Raw genomic sequence first — 23,868 nt, 5'->3', positions numbered from 1 at the left:
GAAATGTCGGTGGACATCCGGGGCGGGACAGCGGCGGCGGAGCTGCTCGCGGCGGGCACTCCCGTGCGGGAGACGGTGGCCGGGGCCGGTCCACGGGCCTGGCTCGCGCTGGACCAGGGAGCGCGACAGCCGGACCTGCATGCGTGGGACGGTCTGGCCCACTGGGAGCGCGTCGTCCCGCTGCCGGCCGACCTGTCGCTGCTCGACGAGCCCCGGCTCGCGCTGGCCCTGTGTCATCGCGACGGCCGGACGCGCGAGGCGGCGCTGGAACCGGCCGCCCGGTACGCCGGTCTGCTGCCACTGGTCGTCGTGCGGTGCGCCGACTGGGCCGCGCCCGTGCGGGAGCGGGCCCGCGAGGTCCTGGGCGAGCGGCTCGGCCCGGCCGACGCGGAGACGCTCGCGCCGCTGATCCTGCTGCTCGCCCGCCGGGAGCGGGGCCGCTTCGCCGCGGACCTGCTCACCGAGCTGCTGCGCGCCGGGCCGCGCGGCCCGCTCACCGGCCTCCTGTCCCACCCCGACCTCGCCGTACGCCGCTTCGCCCACCGGCTGGCGGTCGAGCAGAAGCTCCTCTCCCCCGGCGAACTCGCCCTGGCCGCCCACCGGGACCCCGACACCGTCGTCCAGCGCCTGTGCGCGGACGCCGTCCTGGCCTGCCTCGCGGCCGACGGCGCGGACCCCGACGACACGATCGGGCTGCTCCTGACCGCCCGCGGTGCGGCGGTGCGCGCGGCGGGCGTGACCGCGCTGCGACGAGCGGGGGCGCCGGAACGGGCCGCGGGGTTCCTGGGCGACCGGTCGGCTGTGGTGCGGGCGTGCGCGCGCTACGTCGTGCGGCAGCACGGCGGTGACCCGGCCGCCTGGTACCGCGAGCGGTGCGCGGCGCCGGCCGTCCTCTCGCCCGGGGCGGACCGTGCGCCCGGGGCGGACCGTGCGCCCGGGGCGGACCTTGCGCCCGGGGCCGTCCTCTCGCCCGAGGGCGCACTCGAGCCCGGGGCCGTCCTCGGGCTGGCGGAGTGCGGCGAGCGTGCCGACGCGGAGGTGCTGTGGCCGCTGTCCCGGCATCCGGACGCACGCGTACGGTCCCGGGCGGTGGCCGGGTTGCGGATGCTCGACGCCGACGACGTACGGCGGTTGTGGCCGCTGCTCGACGATCCGGCGCCGGGCGTGGTGCGGGAGGTCGTCGCCTCGGTGCTCCCCTCGGCGGAGGCGGTGCCGGCGCCGTGGCTGACCGAGCGGGTCGGCGCCGGGTGGCCCCCGCATGTGCGGTTCGCCGCGTTCCGGCTGCTCGTCCGGCGCGGCGGGGACCTGCGCCGCGGCGCTCTGCTCGCCCTGCTCGACGGTCCGGACCCGGAGCTGCGCAGGCGGGCCGCGCAGGTTGCGGAGCTCTGAGCCGGAGGCGGCCCCGGTGCCCGGCGGCCCGACCGGTGACACCGGGCGGCCGCACCGGCCGTGCACAGGGAGGTTTTGCTCCGCCTGGGGCCGTTACGGGGCCGTTCATGGGGGTGCGGCGGTGCACACTGGCAGTGGGACGAGTGCCTGACTGCGGGGTGATGCAGATGCGGAGCCGTTTCCAGAGCGATCGGCGGCTGACCGTGCGGATGACGGTCACGTTGTTCCTGCTCGGACTGTTGTACGTGGCGTTCGTCGCCGCGTTGATCGTGTTGCTGAAGTCCTGGGTGCTGGTCGTGGTCGTGGCGGCGGGGATGCTCGGCGCCCAGTACTGGTTCTCCGACCGGGTCGCCCTGTTCGCGATGCGCGGGCGGGTCGTGGAGCGGGAGGAGTATCCCGAGCTGCACGCCGTGATCGACCGGCTGTGCGCGATCGCCGACCTGCCCAAGCCGGTGGTCGCCGTCTCCGACCTGGGCATGCCGAACGCGTTCGCGACGGGACGCAGTCCCGAGCACGCGGTGGTGTGCGTGACGACGGGCCTGCTGCGGCGGCTGGAGCCGGCCGAGCTGGAGGGCGTCCTCGCGCACGAGCTGTCCCATGTGGCGCACAAGGACGTCGCCGTGATCACCGTCGCGTCGTTCCTCGGTGTGATCGCCGGACTGATCGTGCGGTTCGCTTTCTACTCCCAGGTGTTCGGCGGCGGGCGCAGGGACCAGAACACCGCCGCCGTCTTCGCCGCGGTGATGGGCGTCTCGGCGGCCGTGTACGCGCTCAGCTTCCTCATGATCCGCGCCCTGTCGCGGTACCGGGAGCTGGCGGCGGACCGGGCGGCGGCGCACCTGACCGGCCGTCCCTCGGCGCTCGCGTCCGCACTGACGAAGGTCTCCGGCGACATCGCCCGTATCCCGACGAAGGACCTGCGGACGGCCCAGGCGTTCAACGCCTTCTACTTCACCCCGGCGCTGGGCGCCGAGCCCGGTGTGGCAGGGCTGTTCTCCACCCACCCGAGCCTGGAGCAGCGGCTCGACCAGCTGGGCCGGATCTCCGCGGAGCTGGGCGAGGCGGCCACGCCCGGAAGGGCGGGCTGACGGGCATGGGGTTGCTGGACATCCTGCTCGGCCGGACGAAGCCGGTCGCGCCCGACCTCGATCAGCTGTTCGCGCTGCCCTCGGCGGCGGTGACGCTGGAGGCGGCGGCCGGGTTCACCCCGACCGGGCAGGGCGCCGTGTGTTTCGCGACCGTCGAGGGCTCGGCCTTCGAGCAGACGCATCGGGAGGTGCAGGCGCTCCTCGACGCCGACACCGAGCGCACCGGTCCTCCGGTACGGCTTCTGCGGGACGACTACGGCTACTCCTGGCTGGTCTCCGAACGCGCCCCCGACCAGCTGGCGCTGCTGGTCAACGATCTGCACGCGGTGAACAGCGCGATGGAGGTCAACGGCTTCGGCCCCCAACTGCTCTGCTCCCTCGCCGGGTTCGAGAGGGCCGCGGGGCCGTCGGCGGGGCCCCGGGGGGCGGACGGGCAGCGGCTGGCGCTGGTGTACCTGTACAAGCGGGGCGCCTACTACCCGTTCGCGCCGCTGCCCGGCGCGGGACAGCGACGCGACAACGCACTGGAGTTGCAGGTGAAGGCCGCCCTGGCGGACGACCTGCGGATCGAGCCGGACCTGAGCCGCTGGTTCCCGGTGTGGGGAGCCCCCGGCCTGTAGGGCCCGTCCGGCGGTCGGACGGCCCTACAGGTCGGACGGCCCTACTTGGCGCCCTCGTCACGGCGGTGCCGCAGCGGACGCTCGCGGCGGTAGCGGCGCTCCCACTTGGCCTGCAGGTCACGGCGCTCGCGGTACGCCTTGTACGAGGTGGGCGCGGCTGCCGGGCCCGGGGCCGGGCCGGGCGCGGACGACGAGGTCGGTGCGGCCGCTGCGAGCCCGTACCGCACGTACAGGAACAGCACGGCGACGGCGACGAGCCAGTAGAGCGGGTGGCCGAATCCCAGGACCACCAGGACGACGGCCGCGGAGAGAACGACGGTGCCCATGGCGTGCCTCCTTCCTGGGCGACGATGGTGACTGAGTGTGGCGATGGGGGCCGGGTGGCGTCTCAGAATACGAAATCCGTCACTCACCGTGCATCTCCTTTTTCTGCGCGCGGGAGTGCAGCAAGGAGCGGTTCGGGCGGCCGGTTGTCCGTGAGCCGGTTGTCAGTGGTGTCGGGGAGGATGCGGTCAGGAACGGGTGACGGGCGTGACGAGGCCCCGGGGCGGTGCGTCACGGGGGACGGAGGCAGGATGGGCGACGGGCTGCGGCACATCGACGTGGCGGAGCGGCGGGCCAGGCTGGCCCTGCGGCACCGGCTGGCCCCCGGGGCTCGGGGCACGACGCCGGAGGCGGTCGCCGACGCCCTGGTCGCCCTGCACGCCACGGACCCGGCGACGGTGTACCTGGCGGTGGGCGCCCGGCTGGCCGACCCTGCGCAGACGGTGACGCAGACCGACCGCGCGCTGTACGCCGACCGCACTCTCGTGCGCATGCACGGTATGCGGCACACGGTCTTCGTGTTCCCCACGGAGTCGACGGGGGTCGTGCACGCCTCGACCGGCATCGTGGTCGCCGCGCGGGAGCGGGCCAAGCTGCTGAAGGACATGGCGACGGCGGGCGCCCCCGACGCGGCCTGGCTGAAGGAGGTCGAGGAGTCGGCGTTGGCCGCTCTGGCCCGTCTCGGGCAGGCCACTTCGGGGGAGCTGGCCGCCGAGGAGCCGCGCCTGCGGGAGCGGTTCGTGTACGCGGCGGGCAAGCCCTACGAGGGCCTGCACAGCGTGGGGACACGGCTGTTGAAGGTGCTGGGGGTGGAGGGCAAGGTGGTCAGAGGGCGCCCGCTGGGCTCGTTCACGTCGAACCAGTTCCGCTGGGCCCTCGCTCCGCGGCATCCCGAACTGCCCGCCACCGAGGCCCAGTCGGACCTGCTGCGGCGCTGGCTCGCCGCGTGCGGCCCGGCCACGGAGGCCGACCTGAAGTGGTGGACGGGCTGGCGGGTCACGGAGGTGCGCCGCGCTCTGACGGCGATCGGGGCGCGCGCGGTGACCCTGGACGAGGGCACCGGGTACGTCCTCGGCGACGACGTGGAGGCCGTGCCCGGGCCGGCCGAACCGTGGGCGGCCCTGCTGCCCGGCCTCGACCCGACGGCGATGGGCTGGCAGGGCCGGGACTGGTATCTGGCCCCGGAGCTGCGCCCCGCCCTGTTCGACTACAGCGGGAACGTGGGACCGACGGTGTGGTGGAACGGCCGGGTGGTGGGCGCGTGGGCGCAGCGGGCCGACGGGGAGATCGTGTGGCGGATCCTGGACACACGCGGTGTGGGGAGCGAGGCCGAGGCGGCGATCGCCTCGCGGGCGGCGGCGCTGGGATCGTGGCTGGGCCCGACCCGGGTGACGCCGAGGTTCCGGACGCCGATGGAGAAGGAGCTGGTGAGCTGACCCGCGCGCCGGCCTCGCACCGGCCGGACGCGGGCCTCGCCCCCCGGTGGGCGCGGACCGGCCCGCGCGCTCGACGGACGTCCACCTGCCCGCGGCCGGCTGCTCGCGCCGACAGGCGGACGTCCACCGCCGCCGGTTGCCGCACCGGCTCCGGCGCGTACCGGTGCGTCAGCGCCGGGCGTCGTCCCGTGTGACGGCGCCCGGCGCCCGCCTCACCGGCTGTACCGCAGCAGCGCCCGCACCATGTGGCAGGTCGTGTCCGACGGCGGATGCAGGCCGATCAGCTCCGCCGTGCTGCGGATCCGCTCGTTGCGGGCCTGGTTCGGCATATACACGCCCAGGTCGAGCAGGGCGATGGCGAGGCGCATGGCCTTGAGGCGACGGTTGTGCATGACGTACCACTCACGCGGCCGCCCGGGCGGCAACGCCTGCTTCACCACCGGCCCGTAGGGCAGGTCGAGCTGGACGGAACGCTTCGCGGTGGACTGGGTCGGCAACGGCTTCGGCTTCAGTGCGGCAGCGGGCACAGGCATCCTCCTGTCGCGGTCAGGGCTCGGTCCGGAATCTCCGGCCAACCCTCGAACACTGCTTACAGTTTACCGCCTGGGACTGACATCGCGCAGGCCTGAACGGGCCGTCAAAAGTCCAGGTGAGTAAGGGTTTTGCGGCCATGTCACAGCAGGTTCGGGTGAGGCGGGCGAGGCGGCGAGAAAATCGAACAGACCGCATGGCGGGCCGACCGGACGCACCGGGACGCGACGACGCCGGCCGCCTCGCCTCCCGGGACGGCTTCCGGGCTACCGTGACCGGCATGGAGATCTGGATCAACCCCGCCTGTTCCAAGTGCCGCAGCGCCCTCACCCTGCTCGACGCCGAGGGTGCCGACTACACCGTCCGCCGCTACCTGGAGGACGTCCCGACCGAGGACGAGATCGAGGCGGTGCTCGACCGCCTCGGCCTGGAGCCGTGGGACATCACACGCACCCAGGAGGCCGCGGCCAAGGAACTGGGGCTGAGGGACTGGGCGCGGGACGCGGACACGCGCGGGCGCTGGATCGCGGCCCTCGCCGCACACCCGAAGCTCATCCAGCGCCCGATCATCACCGCCGACGACGGCACCGCCGTGGTGGCCCGCACCGACGAGGCCGTCCGGGACGTGTTGTCCCGGTAGCGGTAGCGGTAGCGGTAGCGGTAGCGGTAGCGGTAGCGACGTGTGACGCACGCCACTCGAACTGACTCCTGGGGCCGCTGAGCAACCTCGTTCGGTATCTCGTACATAGCGGCGTACGCTCCCCTACCTCTCAGGAGGCGCGCATGTCGCGCAGGAGAACTGTCGGCACGAAGAAGAAGATCGCGCTGCTCGTCAGCGCGGCGGCGGTCGCGGGCGGTGGCGCCTTCGCCATGGCGAACACCTCGAACGCCGCCCAGACCCCGCAGAACGCGACGCCGCTGTCCGCCGCGAACTCGACGGTGTGCCAGGGCCTCGCCACCGCCCTCGGCAACAACCAGAAGTTCATCGACGGACAGCGGGCGGCCCCGGACGCCCAGTCCCAGGCCCGCATCGCCAACCGCGAGGCCGTCATCACGCAGATCAAGGTGCAGCAGAAGGCGTCCGGGTGCACCGTCGGGGAGTCGGCTCAGGACTCCCAGACGGGCGGCGCCCAGACCGGCGGCGCTCAGACCGGCGGCGCCCAGACCGGCGGCGCCCAGGCGACCCAGCCCTCGCAGGCGGCCTCGGCCCCCGCGGGCGGCACCGGGAACAACGGCAACGCGGGAAACGGCGCCGCCTCCGGTCGGCAGGTCTGCAACGGCTCCACGGTGACCCTCTCCGGCGAGGGCGGGGCCCCGGCCGCGTCGAGCAACCAGTTCCCGGCGGGGACCAGGCTGAAGGTCACCAACCTGGACAACAACAAGTCCACGACCGTGGAGGTGACCTCGGTCTCCGGGAGTTGCGCCCTGCTCAACAACGCGGCCTTCGAACTCGTCCGTGAACCGGGCAAGTTCCTGATCCGCCGGGCCGTGATCGAGAAGGTGGGGTGAGACTCGGCCGCACAGGAACCGGCCGCACAGGAACCCGTTGACACGGCGGCCCGTTCCGGAGGGCGCGGCGGGCGGCAGCGCGTGAGGGGAGACGTCCGGCAGGACGGTCGTCCCGAGTTCGCGCACCGCACTGCCTCGCCCGCCCGGGCCGCCAGGGTGTGCGCGTCATGGGTCCTGCTGTTCGCGGCCACGAGCAGCAGGACCGGCGCGGGGTGGGCCGCACGGGCATCGGCAGGACGCGCGGCAGGTACGCCGCCTCGTATCCGGCGAAGCACCGGGTCGGGTCGAGGAGGAACAGGCGGCGTACGCGTGCGGGGCGCGCAGCGCGAGGCGGGCCGCGATCCACGGTTTCCCGACGGGGTGCTCCGGCCGCCGCGGAGAGCGGCTGACGGCCCGGATGCCCCCTCGGGGACCGTTCACTCCCGTCGCATACGAGACGCCGCCCGGCCGGGACGGCCACTCCCGCCGGGGGCGACGAAGGGCCGGGCGGGCGCCTCACGGCGTGAGCCGGGCCACAGAACCACCAGGTAACACGGGGTTCACATTCGAGCAATGATCGGGAAATCGCCTGTTGACAAGCTTCGGGACAAACAGGCGGCGCCCCAGTGCCGCAGCGCCGCAGCACCCGCAAAGTGCGTCAGACACACCCCCGAAGGAAGTGGCCCGTGACCTTCAAGGCTGAGTACATCTGGATCGACGGCACCCAGCCGACGGCGAAGCTCCGTTCCAAGACGAAGATCATCGGGGGCGAGCCCGCCGGTCTCGAGGAGCTGCCGATCTGGGGCTTCGACGGGTCCTCCACGAACCAGGCCGAGGGCCACTCCTCGGACCGTGTCCTCAAGCCGGTCTTCACCTGCCCCGACCCGATCCGCGGCGGCGACGACATCCTCGTCCTGTGCGAGGTCCTCGACATCGACATGACGCCGCACGAGTCCAACACGCGTGCCGCGCTCGCCGAGGTGTCCGAGAAGTTCGCCGCGCAGGAGCCGATCTTCGGCATCGAGCAGGAGTACACCTTCTTCCAGGACGGCTACCCGCTCGGCTTCCCCAAGGGCGGCTTCCCGGCCCCGCAGGGCGGCTACTACTGCGGTGTCGGCGCGGACGAGATCTTCGGCCGCGAGGTCGTCGAGGCGCACCTCGAGAACTGTCTGGCCGCCGGCCTCGCGATCTCCGGCATCAACGCCGAGGTCATGCCCGGCCAGTGGGAGTTCCAGGTCGGCCCCGTCTCCCCGCTGGAGGTCTCCGACCACCTGTGGGTGGCCCGCTGGCTGCTCTACCGCACCGCCGAGGACTTCGGCATCTCCGCCACCCTCGACCCCAAGCCGGTCAAGGGCGACTGGAACGGCGCCGGCGCGCACACCAACTTCTCCACCAAGGCGATGCGCGAGGGCTACGACGCGATCATCACCGCGTGCGAGTCGCTCGGTGAGGGCTCCAAGCCGCTCGACCACGTCAAGCACTACGGCGCCGGCATCGACGACCGTCTGACGGGCCTGCACGAGACCGCCCCGTGGAACGAGTACTCCTACGGCGTCTCCAACCGCGGCGCCTCGGTCCGCATCCCGTGGCAGGTCGAGAAGGACGGCAAGGGCTACATCGAGGACCGCCGTCCGAACGCCAACGTCGACCCGTACCTGGTGACCCGTCTGATCGTGGACACCTGCTGCTCGGCGCTGGAGAAGGCCGGCCAGGTCTGATCCCCCGAACTCCCGCAAGGGGCGCCCGCCGACTCGGCGGGCGCCCCTTGCGCATGCCCCGCACCTCCCGGGGAGCTCGGGGAGCCGACTGAGGCGGAGTTCACGCCGAGGACGCGTCCAAGCTGTGAGAGGACTCTCCTGTTGCGGGCAGGTGTCTGCTCTAATGGGGCCATGGCCACCTTCCAGAAGCACACCGCGACGGGTCGCCATGACCTCGAGCCCTTCTGGCCCTCCCGTCAGCACCACGACTTCGACCGGGTGTGTTGCCGCGCGACGAACGCGCCGGCCCTCTAAAGCCGTACACCCCGGCCTTCGGCCAGCGCGCACGACGTACGTCCCTTCCGACGAACTCCTCGCGCGAAAGAGCTGACCTCTCATGGCGACCACTCGTTCCCTCTCCGCCGCTCCCTCTCCCGCCTCTCCCGCCCCGGGCGGCTCCGCCCGGCACCGGCTGCGCGCCGTCGACCGGGACGAGGTGGTGGACGTCGCGGACTTCCTGCCGCCGGGCGCCACCTGGCTGCCCGCCCCGCAGCACACGCTGCCCAGCCTGCCCGGCCGACCGCCCATGGTCGGCTACCTGGTGCTCGTCCCGGCCGACCAGCAGCCGCCGTTCCTGCCGGTGGCGGTGCCGGACCGGGCCCCCGCCGACACCGGCGCGGCCGGCGAACCCCTCGTGCGCGTCGACCCCGTGCAGCGCACCGCCGAGGTCGACGGACAGCGACTCGACCTCACCTACCTGGAGTTCGAGCTGCTCGCGCATCTCGTCGCCCACCCGAACCGGGTGCACACGCGCGACCAGCTCGTCACCACGGTGTGGGGCTACGGCCATGTCGGCGACGGCCGCACGGTCGACGTCCACATCGCCCGGCTGCGCCGCAAGCTGGGCGCCCGGCACCGTCAGTCGATCCAGACGGTGCGCCGCGTCGGCTACAAGTACACCCCGCCGACCGCCCGCTGATCCGTTCCCTCTGCCGACGGCAGAGCGCGGTTCCGTTCCGGGCGGCCACCGGGCACAGTCACCGGCATGAGACTTCTGGTGCTGGGTGGAACGGAGTTCGCGGGACGGGCCGTCGTCGAGGCGGCCCTCGGACGCGGCTGGGAGGTGACGGTCCTCAACCGGGGACGGCAGGCGCCCGTCCCCGGCGCCCGGTCGCTGACCGGCGACCGGACCGCGCCCGGGGGCCTCGCCGCCCTGGCCGACGGCGACTGGGACGCCGTCGTCGACACATGGTCGGCGGCGCCCCGCGCGGTGCACGAGACGGCGCGGCTGCTGCGGGGCCGCGCCCGGCGGTACGTGTACGTGTCCAGCTGCTCGGTGTACGCCTGGGCCCCGCCCGCCGGGTACGCCGAGGACGCCCCCCTCGTGCAGGGGGCCGCCCCCGACGCCGAACAGAGCGAGTACGTAAAGGACAAGCGCGGCGGCGAGCTGGCGGTCGTCGACGCCTTCGGCGCGGACGCGTCCGTCCTGGTACGGGCCGGGCTGATCCTCGGCCCCTACGAGAACGTCGGGCGGCTGCCCTGGTGGCTGACCCGGATCGCCCGCGGCGGCCCGGTCCTCGCACCCGGTCCGCACGGCCTGCCCCTGCAGTACATCGACGTCCGCGATCTCGCCGAATGGATCCTCGGCGCGGTCGGACAGGGGCTGAGCGGGCCGTACAACCTGATGAGCCCGCAGGGCCACGCCACGATGGGCGAACTGCTGGAGGCGTGCGTACGGACCACCGGCTCGGACGCCGAACTGCGGTGGACGGCTCCGGAGATCGTCCTCGGCGCCGGCATCGAGCCGTGGACCGAGCTGCCCGTGTGGGTGCCGCCGGGCACCGACATGCACGACGCCCTGCACGCGGCGGACGTCTCACGGGCCGTGGGAGCCGGGCTGTCCTGCCGTCCCGTGGAGGAGACCGTCGCCGACACCTGGAGCTGGCTGACGTCCATCGGCGGCGTCGCGCCCCAGCGTCCGGACCGGGCCCGCAAGGGCCTCGACCCGGAGCTGGAGGCGAAGGTGCTCGCCGCGGCGACCGCCCCGGCGGGCGTGGAGGGTGTACCTGACACCACCCCCTGACCGGGGGCTTCGGCCAGTGACCGCCGGTCCGGGCTCGGCCAGACTGACGGCATGAACACCCACACGAAGAGCGGCGACGTCGGTTCGAGGGCACGGGGGATGGGGCTCGCCGCCGCGCGGGGGCTCGCTCTGGCCGTGGTGTCGCTGCCGCTGAGCATCCTGGGCTTCTGCCTCTCCCTCGTGTCCATGGCGCTGATACCGATCGGGGTCGGCCTCGTCACCACGCCGTACGTGGTGAAGGGCGTGCGCGCCTACGCCGGCCGGCGACGGGCGCTCGCCGAGCGGTGGGGCGGGGTGAGCATCCCGTCGGCGTACCGGCCGGCGCCCGGGACCGCGAACCCGTGGACGCGCACCTTCGCTCTGCTGCGGGACCCCGCGACCTGGCGGGACCTGCGGTGGCTGCCGGTCGACATGACGGCCGGGTTCGTCACCGCGCTGCTGCCCGCCGTCCTGGTCCTCTATCCACTGGAGGGGTTCGCGCTGCCGCTGGGGCTGTGGCGGACGATGACGGGCGGACCCCACGTGGAATACGGACCGTACTTCTACGGCTTCGTGCCGGTCAGCGACCAGACGACGGCGTTCGCCGCCGCCGCCCTGGGCGCCGTCATCCTGGTCGTCGCCCACCGGTACGCCGTGAGCGCCTTCCAGGTCCACTTCCGCCTCACCAAGGCGATGCTCTCCCCCAGTCAGGCCGAACTCGCCGAACGCGTGCGGGTGTTGACCGAGACCCGGCGGGACGCCGTGGACACCTCCGCCGCCGAGCTGCGGCGCATCGAGCGGGATCTGCACGACGGCGCCCAGGCCCGGCTGGTGGCGATGGGCATGGACCTCGGCACCGTCGAGATGCTCGTCGACAAGAACCCCGAGAAGGCCAAGGAACTGCTCGCGCAGGCACGTCAGTCGTCCGCCGAGGCGCTCTCCGAACTGCGCGACCTGGTGCGCGGCATCCACCCGCCGGTGCTCGCCGAACGCGGACTGGGCGACGCCGTGCGGGCGTTGGCGCTGCGACTGCCGGTCACGACGGAGGTCGACGTGGAACTTGCGGGCCGGGCCGAGGCGCCGGTGGAGTCGGCGGCCTACTTCGCGGTGAGCGAGGCGCTCACCAACGCGGTCAAGCACTCCGGAGCGGACCGGATCTGGGTCGACCTGCGTCACTCGGACGGCAGTCTGCGGATCTCCGTCACCGACAACGGCAAAGGCGGCGCGGCGGTCGGGGCGGGCACGGGGCTGGCCGGCCTCGAACGGCGACTGGGTACATTCGACGGCGTCCTGGCCGTCAGCTCTCCTGCCGGCGGTCCCACCATGGTGACCATGGAGATCCCTTGCGTGTTGTCCTAGCCGAGGACCTCTTCCTGCTGCGGGACGGTCTCGTCCGGCTGCTGGAAGCCTACGACTTCGAGATCGCCGCCGCCGTCGAGACCGGGCCCGAGCTGGAGCGGGCCCTCGCCGAACTGGAGCCGGACGTCGCGGTGGTCGACGTCCGGCTCCCGCCCACGCACACGGACGAGGGACTGCAGTGCGCGCTCCGGGCCCGCCGGGACCGGCCCGGGCTGCCGGTGCTCGTCCTCTCCCAGCACGTCGAGCAGCTGTACGCGCGCGAACTGCTCGCGGACGGCAGCGGCGGCGTCGGCTATCTGCTGAAGGACCGGGTCTTCGACGCGGAGCAGTTCGTGGACTCCGTACGGCGGGTGGCGGCCGGCGGGACGGCGATGGACCCCCAGGTGATCCAGCAGCTGCTGGCCCGGCGCTCGCACGACGGGCGGGGTCCGGTGGACCGGCTCACCCCGCGCGAACGGGACGTCATGGAACTGATGGCGCAGGGACGGTCGAACGCGGCGATCGCGGGCAAACTGGTCGTGACCGAGCGGGCCGTCGCCAAACACACCGCGAACATCTTCGTGAAGTTGGGCCTGGAGGTCTCCGACGACGACAACCGCAGGGTACTGGCGGTGCTGGCCTACCTGGACCGGGGTCGCTGAGCCCGCCAACTGGTGTGTCGCGCGGTGGTTTTGGGGTTGTTTCGCCGTACGGGACTCTCATCAATTTCTGAGCGGGCTGAACACCTGTGAAGCGTCGTGCGTAAAGGAGGGAGCAGCTTCAGCTTCACTCCTGTCGGGCGCCTCGATGCTGCCCCGCAAGGAAGTCAGAGGAGTTCCATGGGACGCAACATACGTAAACGCCGTTCGTCGATGGCCACGAAGGCCGTGGCAGCATCGGCGGCCCTAGCGCTCGGCGGGGGCGGGCTGATCTGGGCGAACTTCTACGCTTCGGCGCACGAATCGAATAACTCGGGTCAGAACCAGACCAAGGCCGCCAACGCGGCCGCGCAGGTCGCCACGATCTCCTGCCCGGATGTGGGGCAGAAGCTGACGAGCGTGCCCAACGGGGCCAAGCAGGGCGTCGCGACAGAGCTGGCCAACCTCGACAAGCAGATCACCGAGGCGTACACCCGTCTCGCGTCGACGCGTCAGGCCCAGGCCGGCGACGCCGGCTTCGTCCAGAACGCGATCGTCGGCCCCCTCAAGGAGAAGCGGGGGGCCACGATCGACCGCATCCGCATCAACATCCAGCGCGCCGGCGGCCAGTTCGACAACTCGCTGAGCCAGCTCGCGGCCTGCACCACCCAGGCGGCGAACAACACCAACGCCGGCCAGGGCGGGCAGAACAACAACAACGGCGGCCAGCAGAACAACGGCGGTCAGAACAACAACAACGGCGGCCAGAACAACAACGGCGGCCAGCAGAACAACGGCGGCCAGAACAACAACAACGGCGGCCAGCAGAACAACGGCGGCCAGCAGGGCGGCAACGGCGGTCAGGCCGGCAACGGCCCCGTGGCGTCGGACTTCGTCGACATCACGAAGGTCCAGGCCAACGTCAAGGCCAAGCCCCGCAAGAACGGCCAGGCCTCGACCGGCACGTTCACCACCCGTTGCGGCGTCAACGCCAACAACAAGTTCAACACCGACAACGTCATCGTGGCGCCCGGCGTGACCAACGGCGCGCACCACCTGCACGACTACGTCGGCAACCAGTCGAACGACGCCTTCGCCAACAACAACACGTTCGCGGCCGCCCAGACCTCCTGCCAGAACCAGCAGGACAAGTCGTCCTACTACTGGCCGGTGCTGCGCGTCCAGGACGGCACGAAGGAGTTCGACCAGAACCGGGACGGCGGTGGCAAGGAAGGCAACGTCGGCAAGGTCCTGAAGGCCAAGCAGGCGGAGATCAAGTTCGTCGGCAGCCCGAAGGCCAAGGTCGTCGCGATGCCGCAGTTCCTGCGCATCATCACCGGTGACGCCAAGACCACCACCAACGGTCTGGCCAACGCCAACGCGCACTGGAGCTGCACCGGCTTCGAGAACAAGGTCCAGCTGACCGAGCAGTACCCGATCTGCCCCCAGGGCAGCAACGTGGTCCGCACGTTCGCCTTCCAGAGCTGCTGGGACGGCAAGAACATCGACTCGGCCAACCACCGCACGCACGTCGCCTTCGCCGACGCCAACGGCAACTGCCAGAACGGCTTCAAGGCGATCCCGCAGCTGACCATGCGTCTCGTGTACGCCGTTCCCACCCCGGTCATCCAGAACGGCCAGGTCAAGAACGCCTACGCGGTCGACGGCTTCCCGGAGCAGCTCCACAAGCCGTCCACCGACCACGACGACTTCATCAACGTGATGAACGCGCAGCTGAACAACAAGATCGCGAACTGCGTCAACAAGGGCCAGCAGTGCCAGTAGCACCGGCCTAGCAGGCATACGAGAACCGGCGGTGGGAGATCCCACCGCCGGTTTTCGTATGCCGTCCGTCCGTCTGCCGTCCGTCTGCTGCTCGCACGCCCCGTGCTCCGCGTTCCGGCCTCCGCCATCGCGCGGAGGACTTCAGTGGCTGGAGTGGGTCGCGCCGCCGGACTCCTTGTGCGCGCCGTGGTCGGTGCCCTCCTCGATGTCGCCGCCGAGCGTGGTGCGCAGCGCCGTCACCGTGCTGCTCTCCCCCACGGCCACCCACTTGCGGCCGACGAGGTAGTGGCCGCCGTAGTCCTTCGCCGAGTTGATCCACTCGCGCAGGCCGCGGTCGGTGGCGAAGGTCGCCAGGATGAACTTGCCGTCGGCGTTCTTGCAGACGGCCTGGCGGATCTCGTCCGCGTCGGTCTGCATGTCCGGGGTGCACTTCACCTCGGCGGCGATGTGCTCCAGGCTGCCGGTCGCCGTCTTCGGAGCGGCGGCCTCCTTGTCGCCGGATCCGCATCCCGCCAGCAGCAGCGCCGCCGCCGCGGCCGCCGCGGCGAGCATCGGTCGGGTCACCTTCATCTGTTCCTCCCTGCAAGAGCCTCGCCCTGGATACGGCTCCCGTGCCCGGCGCGCTCAAAATACCCGGTGTGCCCCATGCACGGCCGTTGCTCCACAGGGGTGACCATCCCCCGGCTCGCTCGTTCTGGTGGACGTGCAGTCACGAGATGTCGCCCCCCGCCCCGCACCCCGGTCCTCCGCCGGCCGGACCATCGACGTCGAGCAGGCCGAGGCCGCCCTCGTCGAGCACTATCCGCGTCTCGTGCGGCTCGCCTATCTGGTGCTGCCGCCCACGCTCGGCCGCGGCCGGCGCGTCCTGACCGCCCACGCCCTCGTGCAGCGCGCCCTGCCGCGCCGCCGCGCCTCCGCTCCCGTCATTCCCGCCCAGTCCACCGGCCGCGACGGCGACCCCGGGTACGCCTACGTCCGGCTCCAGGTGGTCAGTGCCGCGCTGGAGGCGGGGGCGCCGACGGGACTGCGGGCATGGCCGAAGCGCGCGCAACTGCCGCCGCTGCTCCCCCAGGTGTGGGGCCTGCGCCTCTTCCCCCGCTCCGGGGGCGCCGACGAGCTCGCCCTCGACCAGCGGCTCGCCGACCTGTCCGGACCGGCCCGCGCCGCCTGCGTCCTGCGCGGGCTGGAGAAGCTCCCCGACGGCGATGTCCGCGCGGTGCTGACCGGGTCCGGCGTCCACGGATCCGACGTGACGGCGGCCCTGCGCGAGGCCGCCGAGGTCCCGGCCGCGCAGTACCCGCTGCTCGGCTCCCCCGAGTTCGACCCCTGCGCGCTGCAGGCCCGGCCCACCGACCTGACGCGCCGGCGCCAGCACGGCAGGGCGGCCCTCGCCGCCGTGGCCGCGCTCGCCGTGTGCGGCGCACTGGTCGCGCTGCCCGGCGACGGCTGGGGGCCCGACGGCGCGGCCGCTCCGGCCTACGCGCAGAATCCGGCCGCCGAGGCCGCCCTCGACCCCGGGCGGCTGGTGAAGATCTCCCCCGCCGCCTGGAAGACCTCCCCCCGCACCGACTTCTCGGTGTGGCCCGCGCGCGGTCCGCTCACCGGTGACAGCGCCCTGCTGCGCCGCGCGCTCGCCGTCTGGGCCCGGCCCGGCGCGACCGTCCAGGTCTCGTCCACCCCCGACACCCCCTCCGGCGGCCCCGCGGGACCGCCCCAGCTCCTGTACGCGGGCGAGGTCGACACCGCGCGCGTGGTGATCCTCTACGACGGGCTGCGCATCGCCCGCTACGCCGAGCCGAAGGACGGCACCGCCGGCGCGGCTCTCGACTTCGCCCGGGTCGACGGCGCGTCCGGCATCGACGCGGGCGCGCTGGTGCTGGGCCGGGCCGACGGCAACGTCCGCTATCTGACGGCCCCCTGGGTCACGAAGGCCGGCGAGCGGGACCTGACGAAGCCGGGCGCCGGGGTGATGGGCCTGACCCTGACCGACGGCGTCACCTCGCCGCTGGCCAGCCCGGCCGCCCGCGCCGGGGCCTGCACGACGTGGAACGTCCTCCTGTTGACCGACGCCCTGGGCACCCGTCTCTACAGCGACCTCGCCGAACTCGTCCCCGCCCGGCTGACCGCCGGCCGTCCGGCCGCGCCTCGGGAGGCGACCGGCGCCCAGGCGCTGCGGACCTGGGCGCCGTTCGCCTGCTCGCTGGCCGACGCGCGCGGTCAGGGCGTGCGGACGGTCAACGCGTGGGCGTACACCCGGCAGCCGCTGCCGGACGCGAGCGGATCGGCGTCCTGGGTGTGCACCCGGGCGGAGACCTGGCGCGGCGACGGAAGCAGGGTGCTGGCGCAGTTCCACACCCCGGGCGGCATCTTCGGGGCGGCGGTGGCGAAGGCCGGGGACGTGCCGGCGTGCGGACCGCGCGACCCGCACGTGCTGGCCGGGGTGCTGTGGAAGTCGAAGGGCGGCCGCTGGTACCTGCTCGCGGCCGGCGACCGGCAGACGGCGTCCATCCGCACGACGGGCGGGGTGCGCGGGTCCGGGCAGGGGCATCTGCTGACGGTGTCCGCGAAGCAGGGGGCCCAGGCCGGCCTGGAGGGCAGGCTCGCGGACGGGCGCGCGATCAGCGGACTGCGCTGAGGGCCCGGGCCGGGTCGACGGGGCCGCGTGCCGCGGGGGCGCGCGGTGAGCGCGCGGTGCCGGACCTGCGCGGGGGCAGTGATCGCGTGTGCGAGGGATCAAGGGGAACGCGTGCACGGATCCGGTCGGTTGGAGTCCGGATTCGATCGGTAAGGTGTCCGCATGACTACCGGGGTCCGCCGCAGAATGGGTGTCGAGGAGCGTCGGCAGCAGCTGATCGGCGTCGCCCTCGACCTGTTCGCCCAGCGCTCGCCCGACGATGTCTCCATCGACGAGATAGCCGCGGCCGCCGGTATCTCCCGGCCCCTCGTCTACCACTACTTCCCCGGCAAACTCAGCCTGTACGAGGCCGCGTTGAAGCGGGCTTCGGAAGATCTGGCGGAACGGTTCACCGAACCGCACGAAGGACCGCTCGGCGCCCGGCTGCTGCGCGTGATGCACCGGTTCTTCGACTTCGTCGACGCGCACGGTCCCGGTTTCTCGGCGCTGATGCGCGGCGGTCCGGCGGTCGGCTCGTCGACCACGAACGCACTCGTCGACTCCGTGCGCCAGATCGCCTACGAACAGATCCTGTCGCATCTGGAGGTGACCGATCCGCCGGCGCGGCTGGAACTGGTCGTCCGCTCCTGGATCTCGCTCGCCGAGTCGACCGCGCTGATCTGGCTGGACGGGCGGCGCATCCCGCGCGAGGAGCTGGAGGTCCAGCTCGTGCACGACTTCGCGGCGCTCACCGCCGTCAGCGCCGCCTTCGACGACGAGCTGCGCACGCTGCTGCGGCCCGTGCTGGGCGGCGAGCCGGCCGACGGCCCGTTCGGCGACCTGACCGCCCGGCTCATCGCCCTCGCCTCCTGAGACGTCAGCTCTCGTACTTGCGGTACGACGGGTCGAGGTCGCGTACCTCGGCGGAGGCGTGCAGCACGAAACCGCCGTCCGCCACATGCGCGCGCAGCAGCTCCAACACCGTCTCGGTCAACTTCGTCCTGGTCTCGTCGGTGCGGCCGGCGAGCAGCCCCAGCGTGACGTGCACGACGGCGTGCCCCCGCTCCTCGGGGTCGTCGTAGCCGAACGCGGTGAACTCGGCCGGCCGGAACAGGGTCTTGCAGGCCTCCGGCTTGGCGGCAGCGATCTCGACCACCGAGGCGTGCAGGGCCCGCGCGAAGCCGGCGCGGTCGAAGGCCGGGGCCATGGTGCTCGAGTAGTCGACGGTGATCTGCGGCATGGGCACTCCTGTTCTAGGTCTCGGGGATCACCCTAGTGCCGCCGGAAAGGTTCACCGGCTCGCGCCGCCCGCGGGCGCGCCGGACGCCTCGGACGCCTCGGACGCGCCGGACGCGCCGGACGCGCCGGACGCGCCGGCGGAGCAGACCGGGCCGGGGCTTCGGTCCGCTCCACCGGGGTCGTGCGTCGCGGGGTCCGCTAGCGCGTCGTCCTGGCGAACACCGCCACGGTCCGGGCCGGTACGGCGAACGTGCCGGACGCCCTGTCGTACGACGAGGCCCGCACGGTGGCGTCCGCCCCCGCCGACTGCACCGGGTGCAGTCGGTATCCCGAGCCCGCGAGCCCGCCGACCGTCTGCTGCTGCGCGGTGGGCGTCGCGTTGAACACGACGACCAGGTCGCCGAGCTCCATGGTGATCACTCCGGGCGTCTGCTTCTCGCCGGACAGCGGGAAGGACAGATGCTCCTGCACCCGGGCCGCCGAACCGAGGGAGAACGCCTTCTCCGTGGTGCGGATCCTCAGCAGATCCCGGTAGGCCGCGGAGGCCGCCGTGATCTGCGGACAGCCCACCTCGACCGAGGTCAACAGGGGCTTGGCGTAGTTCCACTTGGACGCGTTGTCGGCGGCCGGCGGCAGTCCGCGGCCGAAGCCGTTGCCGGCCGCGCAGTCCCAGTGGATCGCGTTGAACCAGTCGCCGCTGTCGAAGGAGTTGCGGTCCAGGGACTTCGAGCGCAGCAGGTCGGTGCCGGCCTGGGACAGCGCCGGGCCCTGGGAGAGGGCGGCGGTCGCCAGGGCGAGGACCTGCATACGGGAGCGGTCGGCGGCGGAGGTGCCGGCCGGCAGCTTGTAGGCGAGGGCGTCGAACAGCGACTCGTTGTCGTGGGCGTCGGCGTACGCGAGGGCGTCACCGGGTGCGTCGGCGTAGCCGGCCGGGGCCCCGTTGTAGTCGACCTCGGCACCGGTGACCTCCTTGCCGTCGGCGTCGGAGAAGCGGTACGCGGCCAGGTTCCCGGACAGCCCGACCTTGATGAGGTCCTGGTAGTGCAGCAGTCGCGTCCGCTGCTCGGCGGGGGTGCCGTTGGCCTTGGACGCGTTGGGGTCCGTGTAGAGGCCTGAGGCGAAGCCCTGCACGCCGGGGTCCTCGTCGAACGGCCCGCCGCCGCGGACGGCGTCCCGCGCGCGGTCGGAGAACGTCGCGACACCGGTTCCCGCCATGTTCCGCTGCGTGGCCTGCACGAAGCGGGCGTCGTCGGCGACCTCGCCGAAGTTCCAGCCCTCGCCGTAGAGGATGATCTTCTTGCCGTCGACACCGTCCTCGGCGGGGGTCAGCGCGTCCAGCGCCTTGCGCACGGCGAGGATGTTGGCCTTCGGGTGGTGTCCCATGAGGTCGAAGCGGAAGCCGTCGACCTTGTACTCCTTGGCCCAGGTGACGACGGAGTCGACGACCAGCTTGCCCATCATGGCGTTCTCGGTCGCCGTGCCCGCGCAGCAGGTGCTCCTGGCGACCGAGCCGTCGGCGAGCAGCCGCTGGTAGTAGCCGGGCACGATCCGGTCGAGGACGCTGGTGCGGGCCTGTCCACTCGCCGCCGTGTGGTTGTAGACGACGTCCATGACGACCCGGAGGCCGTCCTCGTTGAGCGCCTTCACCATTCTGCGGAACTCGACGGTACGGGCCGTCCCGTCGGGGTCGGTGGCGTAGGACCCCTCGGGGACCGTGTAGTGGTACGGGTCGTAACCCCAGTTGTAGGCGTCCTTCGCGGCGGCCGCGGAAACGCATTCCTGCTGTTTCTCGGAGTCCGCCGGGTAGGAGGCGAGATCGCAGGCGGGGGCGGCCTGGTCGGCCTTCTTCTCGGCGATGGTGGCGATGTCGAAGACGGGCAGGAGATGGACGTACGACGTGCCCGCCGCCGCCAGCTCCCGCAGGTGCTTCGAGCCGTCGCTGCCGCGGTCGGTGAAGGCCAGGTAGCCGCCCCGGTCACGCGCGGGGACGGTGGTGTCCGCGACGGAGAAGTCCCGGACGTGCAGTTCCTGGATCTGGGCGTCCTTGAGCGGGACGGCCTTCGGTTTGGCCAGCGTCGACCAGCCGCCCGGCGCCAGCGACCTGTCGTCCAGGTCGACGACGAGACTGCGCTCGGAGTCGGTGGTGAGGGCGACCGAGTAGGGGTCGGTGACCTTGTTGACGACGACCTTGGCGGCGCCGGGAGCCCACACGGTCACGGCGTACCGGTAGGGCTTGTTCTTCCACGACCTGGGGCCGGTCACGGACCAGACGCCGGTCGCGTCGTTCCGCTTCATCTTCACGGTGGAGCCGCCGAGCTCCAGTGACACCTGCTGGGCCGTCGGGGCCCAGACCGCCAGCGTGGGGCGGCCCTTGTGGAAGGTCGGCCCGAGCCGGGCCGCGGTGGCCCCGGCGTACAGGTCGTCGAGCGCGCCGGCGATCTGCACCCCCGTGGCCGACAGCACCGCTCCGGTCACGGCCCTTTGCGAGGCCACGACCTGGCCGGTCAGCGCCGCACGCACCCGGGCGCGGTCCCGCGGGTCGACGGACCAGGCGGTGTAGGCCCCGAGGTGCGGGAACTTCGCCTTCTGGGCGTCGGTGAGGGTGGTCTTCGTCAGCCGGAGCCACTTGGCCGCGCCGGTCAGTGTGCCGTCCTCGACGGCGATCGCTCCCTTGTCGCTGTACAGCAGCTGGGTGGAGGCGGCGGCCGGCGAGCCGTTCCAGGCGACCGTGTTCCGGTCGATCCAGACCGCCTTGGAGGTGGTGAGGTCGAGCGCGGCGGCCGATCCCGCGGGCTGCGGGAGCAGGTACTCCTCCTGGCCGTTCAGCAGCCACACCTCGTGGCCCGTGCTCGTCAGATCGAGGGACTGGTCGGAGGGCAGGTCCTTGTCGTCGCCCTTGTGCAGGATGTAGCTGAGGCCCGTGGCGTTCGCGGCGAGCGGCACCTCGAAGACCGCGCCGTAGGCGTCGGTCCGCGCGGGCTTCAGCGGGCGCGACCACTCGGTGGGGCTGGCTGCTCCCGTCCAGGTGTGCAGACCCCAGCCGTCGTAGTCGCCGTCGGCGCGGTGGTAGTGCAGGACGGCCTTGGCCGTGTCCTGCGCCGGATATGCGGGCCGCTGCGTGCGGACGTCCGCGGAGCCCTGCTCGATCCAGACCTCGCCGGTCGCGGTGACGTCGATCGTGCGGTCGGCGGAGACGTCCTTGTCGCCGTCCTTGTCGATGACGAGGAAGCCGACGCTCGAGGCGCCCGGCTTGAGCTTGACGTAGGCGAAGGCACCGTAGGCGTCCCGGCCGGTGAAGGGGTGGCCGGCGGGCCAGGTGGTCGCCTCGCCGTCGGCCAGGTCGCCCCAGGCGTACAGACTCCAGTCGGCGTAGTCGCCGTCGGTGCGCTTGTAGTGGACGATCGCGTAGTCACGGGAGGAGGCGGTGGGCGGCACCTCGGCGGGCGGGGCGCCGGTGACGCTCGTCGCCGTCGCGCTCGCGGTGCGGCCCGCCGAGTCGATCACCACGGCCTTGTAGCGCAGGGCGGTGCCGGCCGGCACGTCCTCGCCGATGGTCTGCGTGACCTTGTAGGGGGCGTGGTCGGCGGAGCCGAGGGTCCGCCAGCCGCCGTTGCCGGTCTGGGCGGCGAAGACGACCCGGTCGAGCTGCCCGCCGGCGACGTCGGCGCTCAGCTCGACGGTGCCGGTGGCGCCCGCGGCGGGGGCGTGCAGGGAGACCGTCGGCCTGGTCGCGGGGGCCTGCGGCCTGCGGGCGGCCCGGAACACGACGGCCGAACCTGCGGGAACGGTTACGGTGATTTTCCCGTCGGCGCCGGCGGTGACCGTCCTGCCGGTGCCGTAGATCCCGCGGAACGCGGTGTTCGCGGAACCGGTGGCGAACGTCGCCTGCTTCGCCGTGCCGGCGTTGTTGAAGGCGACCACGTACTCGGTCGCGTCCTTGCCGAGGCCGTTGCGGGAGAAGGCGTAGACGCCCGCCCCGTCGGCCGCGTAACGCTCGGTCTGGACGCCGTCCGCGAGGGCCGGGTGGGCCTTGCGGAGCTTCGACAGGGCGGCGATCCGGCGGTACAGCGGCGCGCCGGTGTCGTAGGCGTCGCTCGCGTGGGTGCGGTCGGTGCCGATCTCGTCGTCGTCGAGGTAGTCGGCCGTGCGGGAGGCGAACATGGTCTGGCGGGCGTCCTTGTCGCCGCCGGCGCCGGTGAAGCCCTGTTCGTCGCCGTAGTAGACGACCGGGTTGCCGCGGCTGAGGAACATCAGCTCGTTGGCGAACTCGTCCTTGGCGAGCAGTTCGGCGTCGGTCGTCTTCGGGTCGTCCTGGTTCAGGAAGTACCCGATGCGGCCCATGTCGTGGTTGCCGAGGAAGGTGACCTGCTCGTACGCGTTGGCCTTGTCGGTCGTGTACTTGTAGTCGTCGCCGAAGACGGCCGCGAGCTTCTTCGCGCTGCCGCCCTGGGAGGCGTACTGGCGGGCCGCCTCCTGGAAGGGGAAGTCGAGCGTCGCGTCGAGGCGGCCCCGGGTGACGTACGGCGAGGTGATCGACGTGTCGGCGGAATAGACCTCGCCGAACATGAAGAAGTCGTCACGGCCCTGCTTCTTGGCGTAGGCGTCCAGGGCCGTCGCCCACTGGGTCCAGAACTCCATGTTCACGTGCTTCACGGTGTCGATGCGGAAGCCGTCGATGTCGAAGTCGCGCACCCAGCGCTGGTAGATCCTCTCCATCCCGCTGACGACCTCGGGCCGTTCGGTCCACAGGTCGTCCAGGCCGGAGAAGTCGCCGTACGTCGTCGACTCGCCGGCGTAGGTGGAGTCGCCGCGGTTGTGGTACATCGTCGGGTCGTTGAGCCAGGAAGGGACCTTGGCGTTCTTCTTCGCGGCGGGGACCGTCGGGGTCCGCGGGAAGGAGGCGGCGTCCACCGCCGGGAACGTCGCGCCGCCCGCGTGGTCGGCGTCGTCGAACGGTTCGCCGTTCTTCGTCAGGTACGGGAACGCGCCCTTGGAGAGGTAGTCGTAGGACTTCTCCCGGTAGTCGACGACGTCGGCGGTGTGGTTGGTGATGACGTCGAAGAAGACCTTCATGCCCTTGGCGTGGGCCTTGTCGATGAGGGTCTCGAGGTCCTTGTTGCTGCCGAAGTGCGGGTCGACCTGGGTGAAGTCGGTGATCCAGTACCCGTGGTAGCCGGCCGAGGCGTCCTTTCCGGTCCCCTGCACGGGCTGGTTCCTGAAGATCGGGGCCATCCAGATCGCGGTGGTGCCGAGGCCCTTGATGTAGTCGAGGCGCCGGGTCAGGCCCTGGAGGTCGCCGCCCTGGTAGAAGCCCTTGTCGGTGGGGTCGTAGCCGGTGGTCAGGCGTGAACCGGTCAGTCCGCCGCGGTCGTTGGCGGTGCTGCCGTTGGCGAACCGGTCCGGCATGACGAAGTAGAACTGCTCACGCGTGTCGTCGTGCCGGGCGGGCTCCGCGGCGAGCCTGGCGTCGGAGGGCGGCGCGGGCGGGCTGTCGGCTCGCGCGGCGAGCGGCTGGACCAGTGCGGCGGCCAGGGCTGCCACGGTGACGGCGGCCACCCGTGCGGCGTGGGCGGTGCGGCGCGTCCGGGGCGCGGGCCATCTCGGTATCACAGGCGGGAA

20 protein-coding genes are annotated in these 23,868 nt (G+C 72.3%); 15 read left to right on the top strand and 5 right to left on the bottom strand.

What is annotated here, in order from left to right:
* Positions 1-3: 3 nt before the first annotated feature.
* The 3 genes from OHS82_RS30625 (at position 4) to pspAB (ending at position 3,097) form a co-directional block, all read left to right on the top strand.
* Positions 4-1,389 (top strand): hypothetical protein, encoded by a 1,386-nt coding sequence (locus OHS82_RS30625; protein ID WP_328435003.1) that lies wholly within the window; start codon positions 4-6, stop codon positions 1,387-1,389.
* A 167-nt stretch (positions 1,390-1,556) separates the two neighbouring features.
* The gene (gene htpX / locus OHS82_RS30620) at positions 1,557-2,477 is read left to right on the top strand and encodes a zinc metalloprotease HtpX (RefSeq protein WP_328435002.1); all 921 of its coding nucleotides are present in this window, start codon (positions 1,557-1,559) and stop codon (positions 2,475-2,477) included.
* Between the two features lie 5 nt (positions 2,478-2,482).
* Positions 2,483-3,097 carry a PspA-associated protein PspAB gene (pspAB, locus tag OHS82_RS30615; protein WP_057583335.1) on the top strand — a complete coding sequence of 205 codons (615 nt, stop codon included), beginning with the start codon at positions 2,483-2,485 and terminating at the stop codon, positions 3,095-3,097.
* Between the two features lie 41 nt (positions 3,098-3,138).
* Here pspAB and OHS82_RS30610 read toward each other — a convergent pair whose 3' ends face one another.
* The gene (locus OHS82_RS30610) at positions 3,139-3,423 is read right to left on the bottom strand and encodes a hypothetical protein (protein WP_328435001.1); all 285 of its coding nucleotides are present in this window, start codon (positions 3,421-3,423) and stop codon (positions 3,139-3,141) included.
* A 249-nt stretch (positions 3,424-3,672) separates the two neighbouring features.
* Here OHS82_RS30610 and OHS82_RS30605 point away from each other — a divergent pair, with 249 nt between their 5' ends.
* The gene (locus OHS82_RS30605; RefSeq protein ID WP_057583332.1) at positions 3,673-4,857 is read left to right on the top strand and encodes a winged helix DNA-binding domain-containing protein; all 1,185 of its coding nucleotides are present in this window, start codon (positions 3,673-3,675) and stop codon (positions 4,855-4,857) included.
* Positions 4,858-5,069: 212 nt separating this feature from the next.
* On the opposite strand, the gene OHS82_RS30600 is transcribed toward OHS82_RS30605, so the two are convergent.
* Complete coding sequence (locus OHS82_RS30600; RefSeq protein ID WP_057583329.1) at positions 5,070-5,384, bottom strand: hypothetical protein; 315 nt, start codon at positions 5,382-5,384, stop codon at positions 5,070-5,072.
* Between the two features lie 284 nt (positions 5,385-5,668).
* Here OHS82_RS30600 and OHS82_RS30595 point away from each other — a divergent pair, with 284 nt between their 5' ends.
* The 9 genes from OHS82_RS30595 to OHS82_RS30555 all read left to right on the top strand — a co-directional run bounded on the left by OHS82_RS30595 (position 5,669) and on the right by OHS82_RS30555 (position 14,396).
* Entirely contained in the window at positions 5,669-6,028 is a 360-nt protein-coding gene (locus tag OHS82_RS30595) for an arsenate reductase family protein (protein WP_328435000.1), read from the top strand.
* Between the two features lie 143 nt (positions 6,029-6,171).
* The gene (locus OHS82_RS30590; protein WP_328434999.1) at positions 6,172-6,897 is read left to right on the top strand and encodes a hypothetical protein; all 726 of its coding nucleotides are present in this window, start codon (positions 6,172-6,174) and stop codon (positions 6,895-6,897) included.
* A gap of 665 nt (positions 6,898-7,562) precedes the next feature.
* Complete coding sequence (gene glnII, locus OHS82_RS30585) at positions 7,563-8,594, top strand: glutamine synthetase (protein ID WP_057583325.1); 1,032 nt, start codon at positions 7,563-7,565, stop codon at positions 8,592-8,594.
* 171 nt (positions 8,595-8,765) lie between these two features.
* The gene (locus OHS82_RS30580; RefSeq protein ID WP_266728206.1) at positions 8,766-8,888 is read left to right on the top strand and encodes a hypothetical protein; all 123 of its coding nucleotides are present in this window, start codon (positions 8,766-8,768) and stop codon (positions 8,886-8,888) included.
* Positions 8,889-8,970: 82 nt separating this feature from the next.
* A complete protein-coding gene (locus OHS82_RS30575) occupies positions 8,971-9,552 on the top strand; it encodes a winged helix-turn-helix domain-containing protein (protein WP_328434998.1) in 582 nt (193 codons plus the stop codon).
* A gap of 66 nt (positions 9,553-9,618) precedes the next feature.
* Entirely contained in the window at positions 9,619-10,656 is a 1,038-nt protein-coding gene (locus OHS82_RS30570) for an NAD-dependent epimerase/dehydratase family protein (protein WP_057583321.1), read from the top strand.
* A 51-nt stretch (positions 10,657-10,707) separates the two neighbouring features.
* A complete protein-coding gene (locus tag OHS82_RS30565; protein ID WP_057583319.1) occupies positions 10,708-11,994 on the top strand; it encodes a sensor histidine kinase in 1,287 nt (428 codons plus the stop codon).
* Positions 11,979-12,635 (top strand): LuxR C-terminal-related transcriptional regulator, encoded by a 657-nt coding sequence (locus tag OHS82_RS30560; RefSeq protein WP_057583317.1) that lies wholly within the window; start codon positions 11,979-11,981, stop codon positions 12,633-12,635. The genes OHS82_RS30565 and OHS82_RS30560 overlap by 16 nt, the downstream gene beginning before the upstream one ends.
* A gap of 177 nt (positions 12,636-12,812) precedes the next feature.
* The gene (locus tag OHS82_RS30555; protein WP_328434997.1) at positions 12,813-14,396 is read left to right on the top strand and encodes a DUF1996 domain-containing protein; all 1,584 of its coding nucleotides are present in this window, start codon (positions 12,813-12,815) and stop codon (positions 14,394-14,396) included.
* Between the two features lie 141 nt (positions 14,397-14,537).
* Here OHS82_RS30555 and OHS82_RS30550 read toward each other — a convergent pair whose 3' ends face one another.
* A complete protein-coding gene (locus OHS82_RS30550) occupies positions 14,538-14,966 on the bottom strand; it encodes a hypothetical protein (RefSeq protein ID WP_057583313.1) in 429 nt (142 codons plus the stop codon).
* 133 nt (positions 14,967-15,099) lie between these two features.
* On the opposite strand from OHS82_RS30550, the gene OHS82_RS30545 reads away from it, so the two are divergent.
* Both OHS82_RS30545 and OHS82_RS30540 read left to right on the top strand, forming a co-directional pair.
* Positions 15,100-17,031, top strand: coding sequence for a hypothetical protein (locus OHS82_RS30545; protein WP_057583459.1), 1,932 nt, complete (start codon positions 15,100-15,102; stop codon positions 17,029-17,031).
* A 162-nt stretch (positions 17,032-17,193) separates the two neighbouring features.
* Entirely contained in the window at positions 17,194-17,883 is a 690-nt protein-coding gene (locus OHS82_RS30540) for a TetR/AcrR family transcriptional regulator (RefSeq protein WP_107105351.1), read from the top strand.
* A gap of 4 nt (positions 17,884-17,887) precedes the next feature.
* Here the strand turns inward: OHS82_RS30540 and OHS82_RS30535 are convergent, their stop codons facing one another.
* Both OHS82_RS30535 and pulA read right to left on the bottom strand, forming a co-directional pair.
* Entirely contained in the window at positions 17,888-18,250 is a 363-nt protein-coding gene (locus OHS82_RS30535; RefSeq protein ID WP_328434996.1) for a 5-carboxymethyl-2-hydroxymuconate Delta-isomerase, read from the bottom strand.
* 197 nt (positions 18,251-18,447) lie between these two features.
* On the bottom strand, positions 18,448-23,859 hold the full coding sequence (gene pulA / locus OHS82_RS30530; RefSeq protein WP_328434995.1) for a pullulanase-type alpha-1,6-glucosidase: 5,412 nt from the start codon (positions 23,857-23,859) through the stop codon (positions 18,448-18,450).
* Between the last annotated feature and the right edge of the window lie 9 nt (positions 23,860-23,868).

The organism is Streptomyces sp. NBC_00425, from assembly GCF_036030735.1.
In the GTDB taxonomy this organism is placed as follows: domain Bacteria; phylum Actinomycetota; class Actinomycetes; order Streptomycetales; family Streptomycetaceae; genus Streptomyces.
This window is presented reverse-complemented; position numbering and strand designations above follow the sequence as displayed.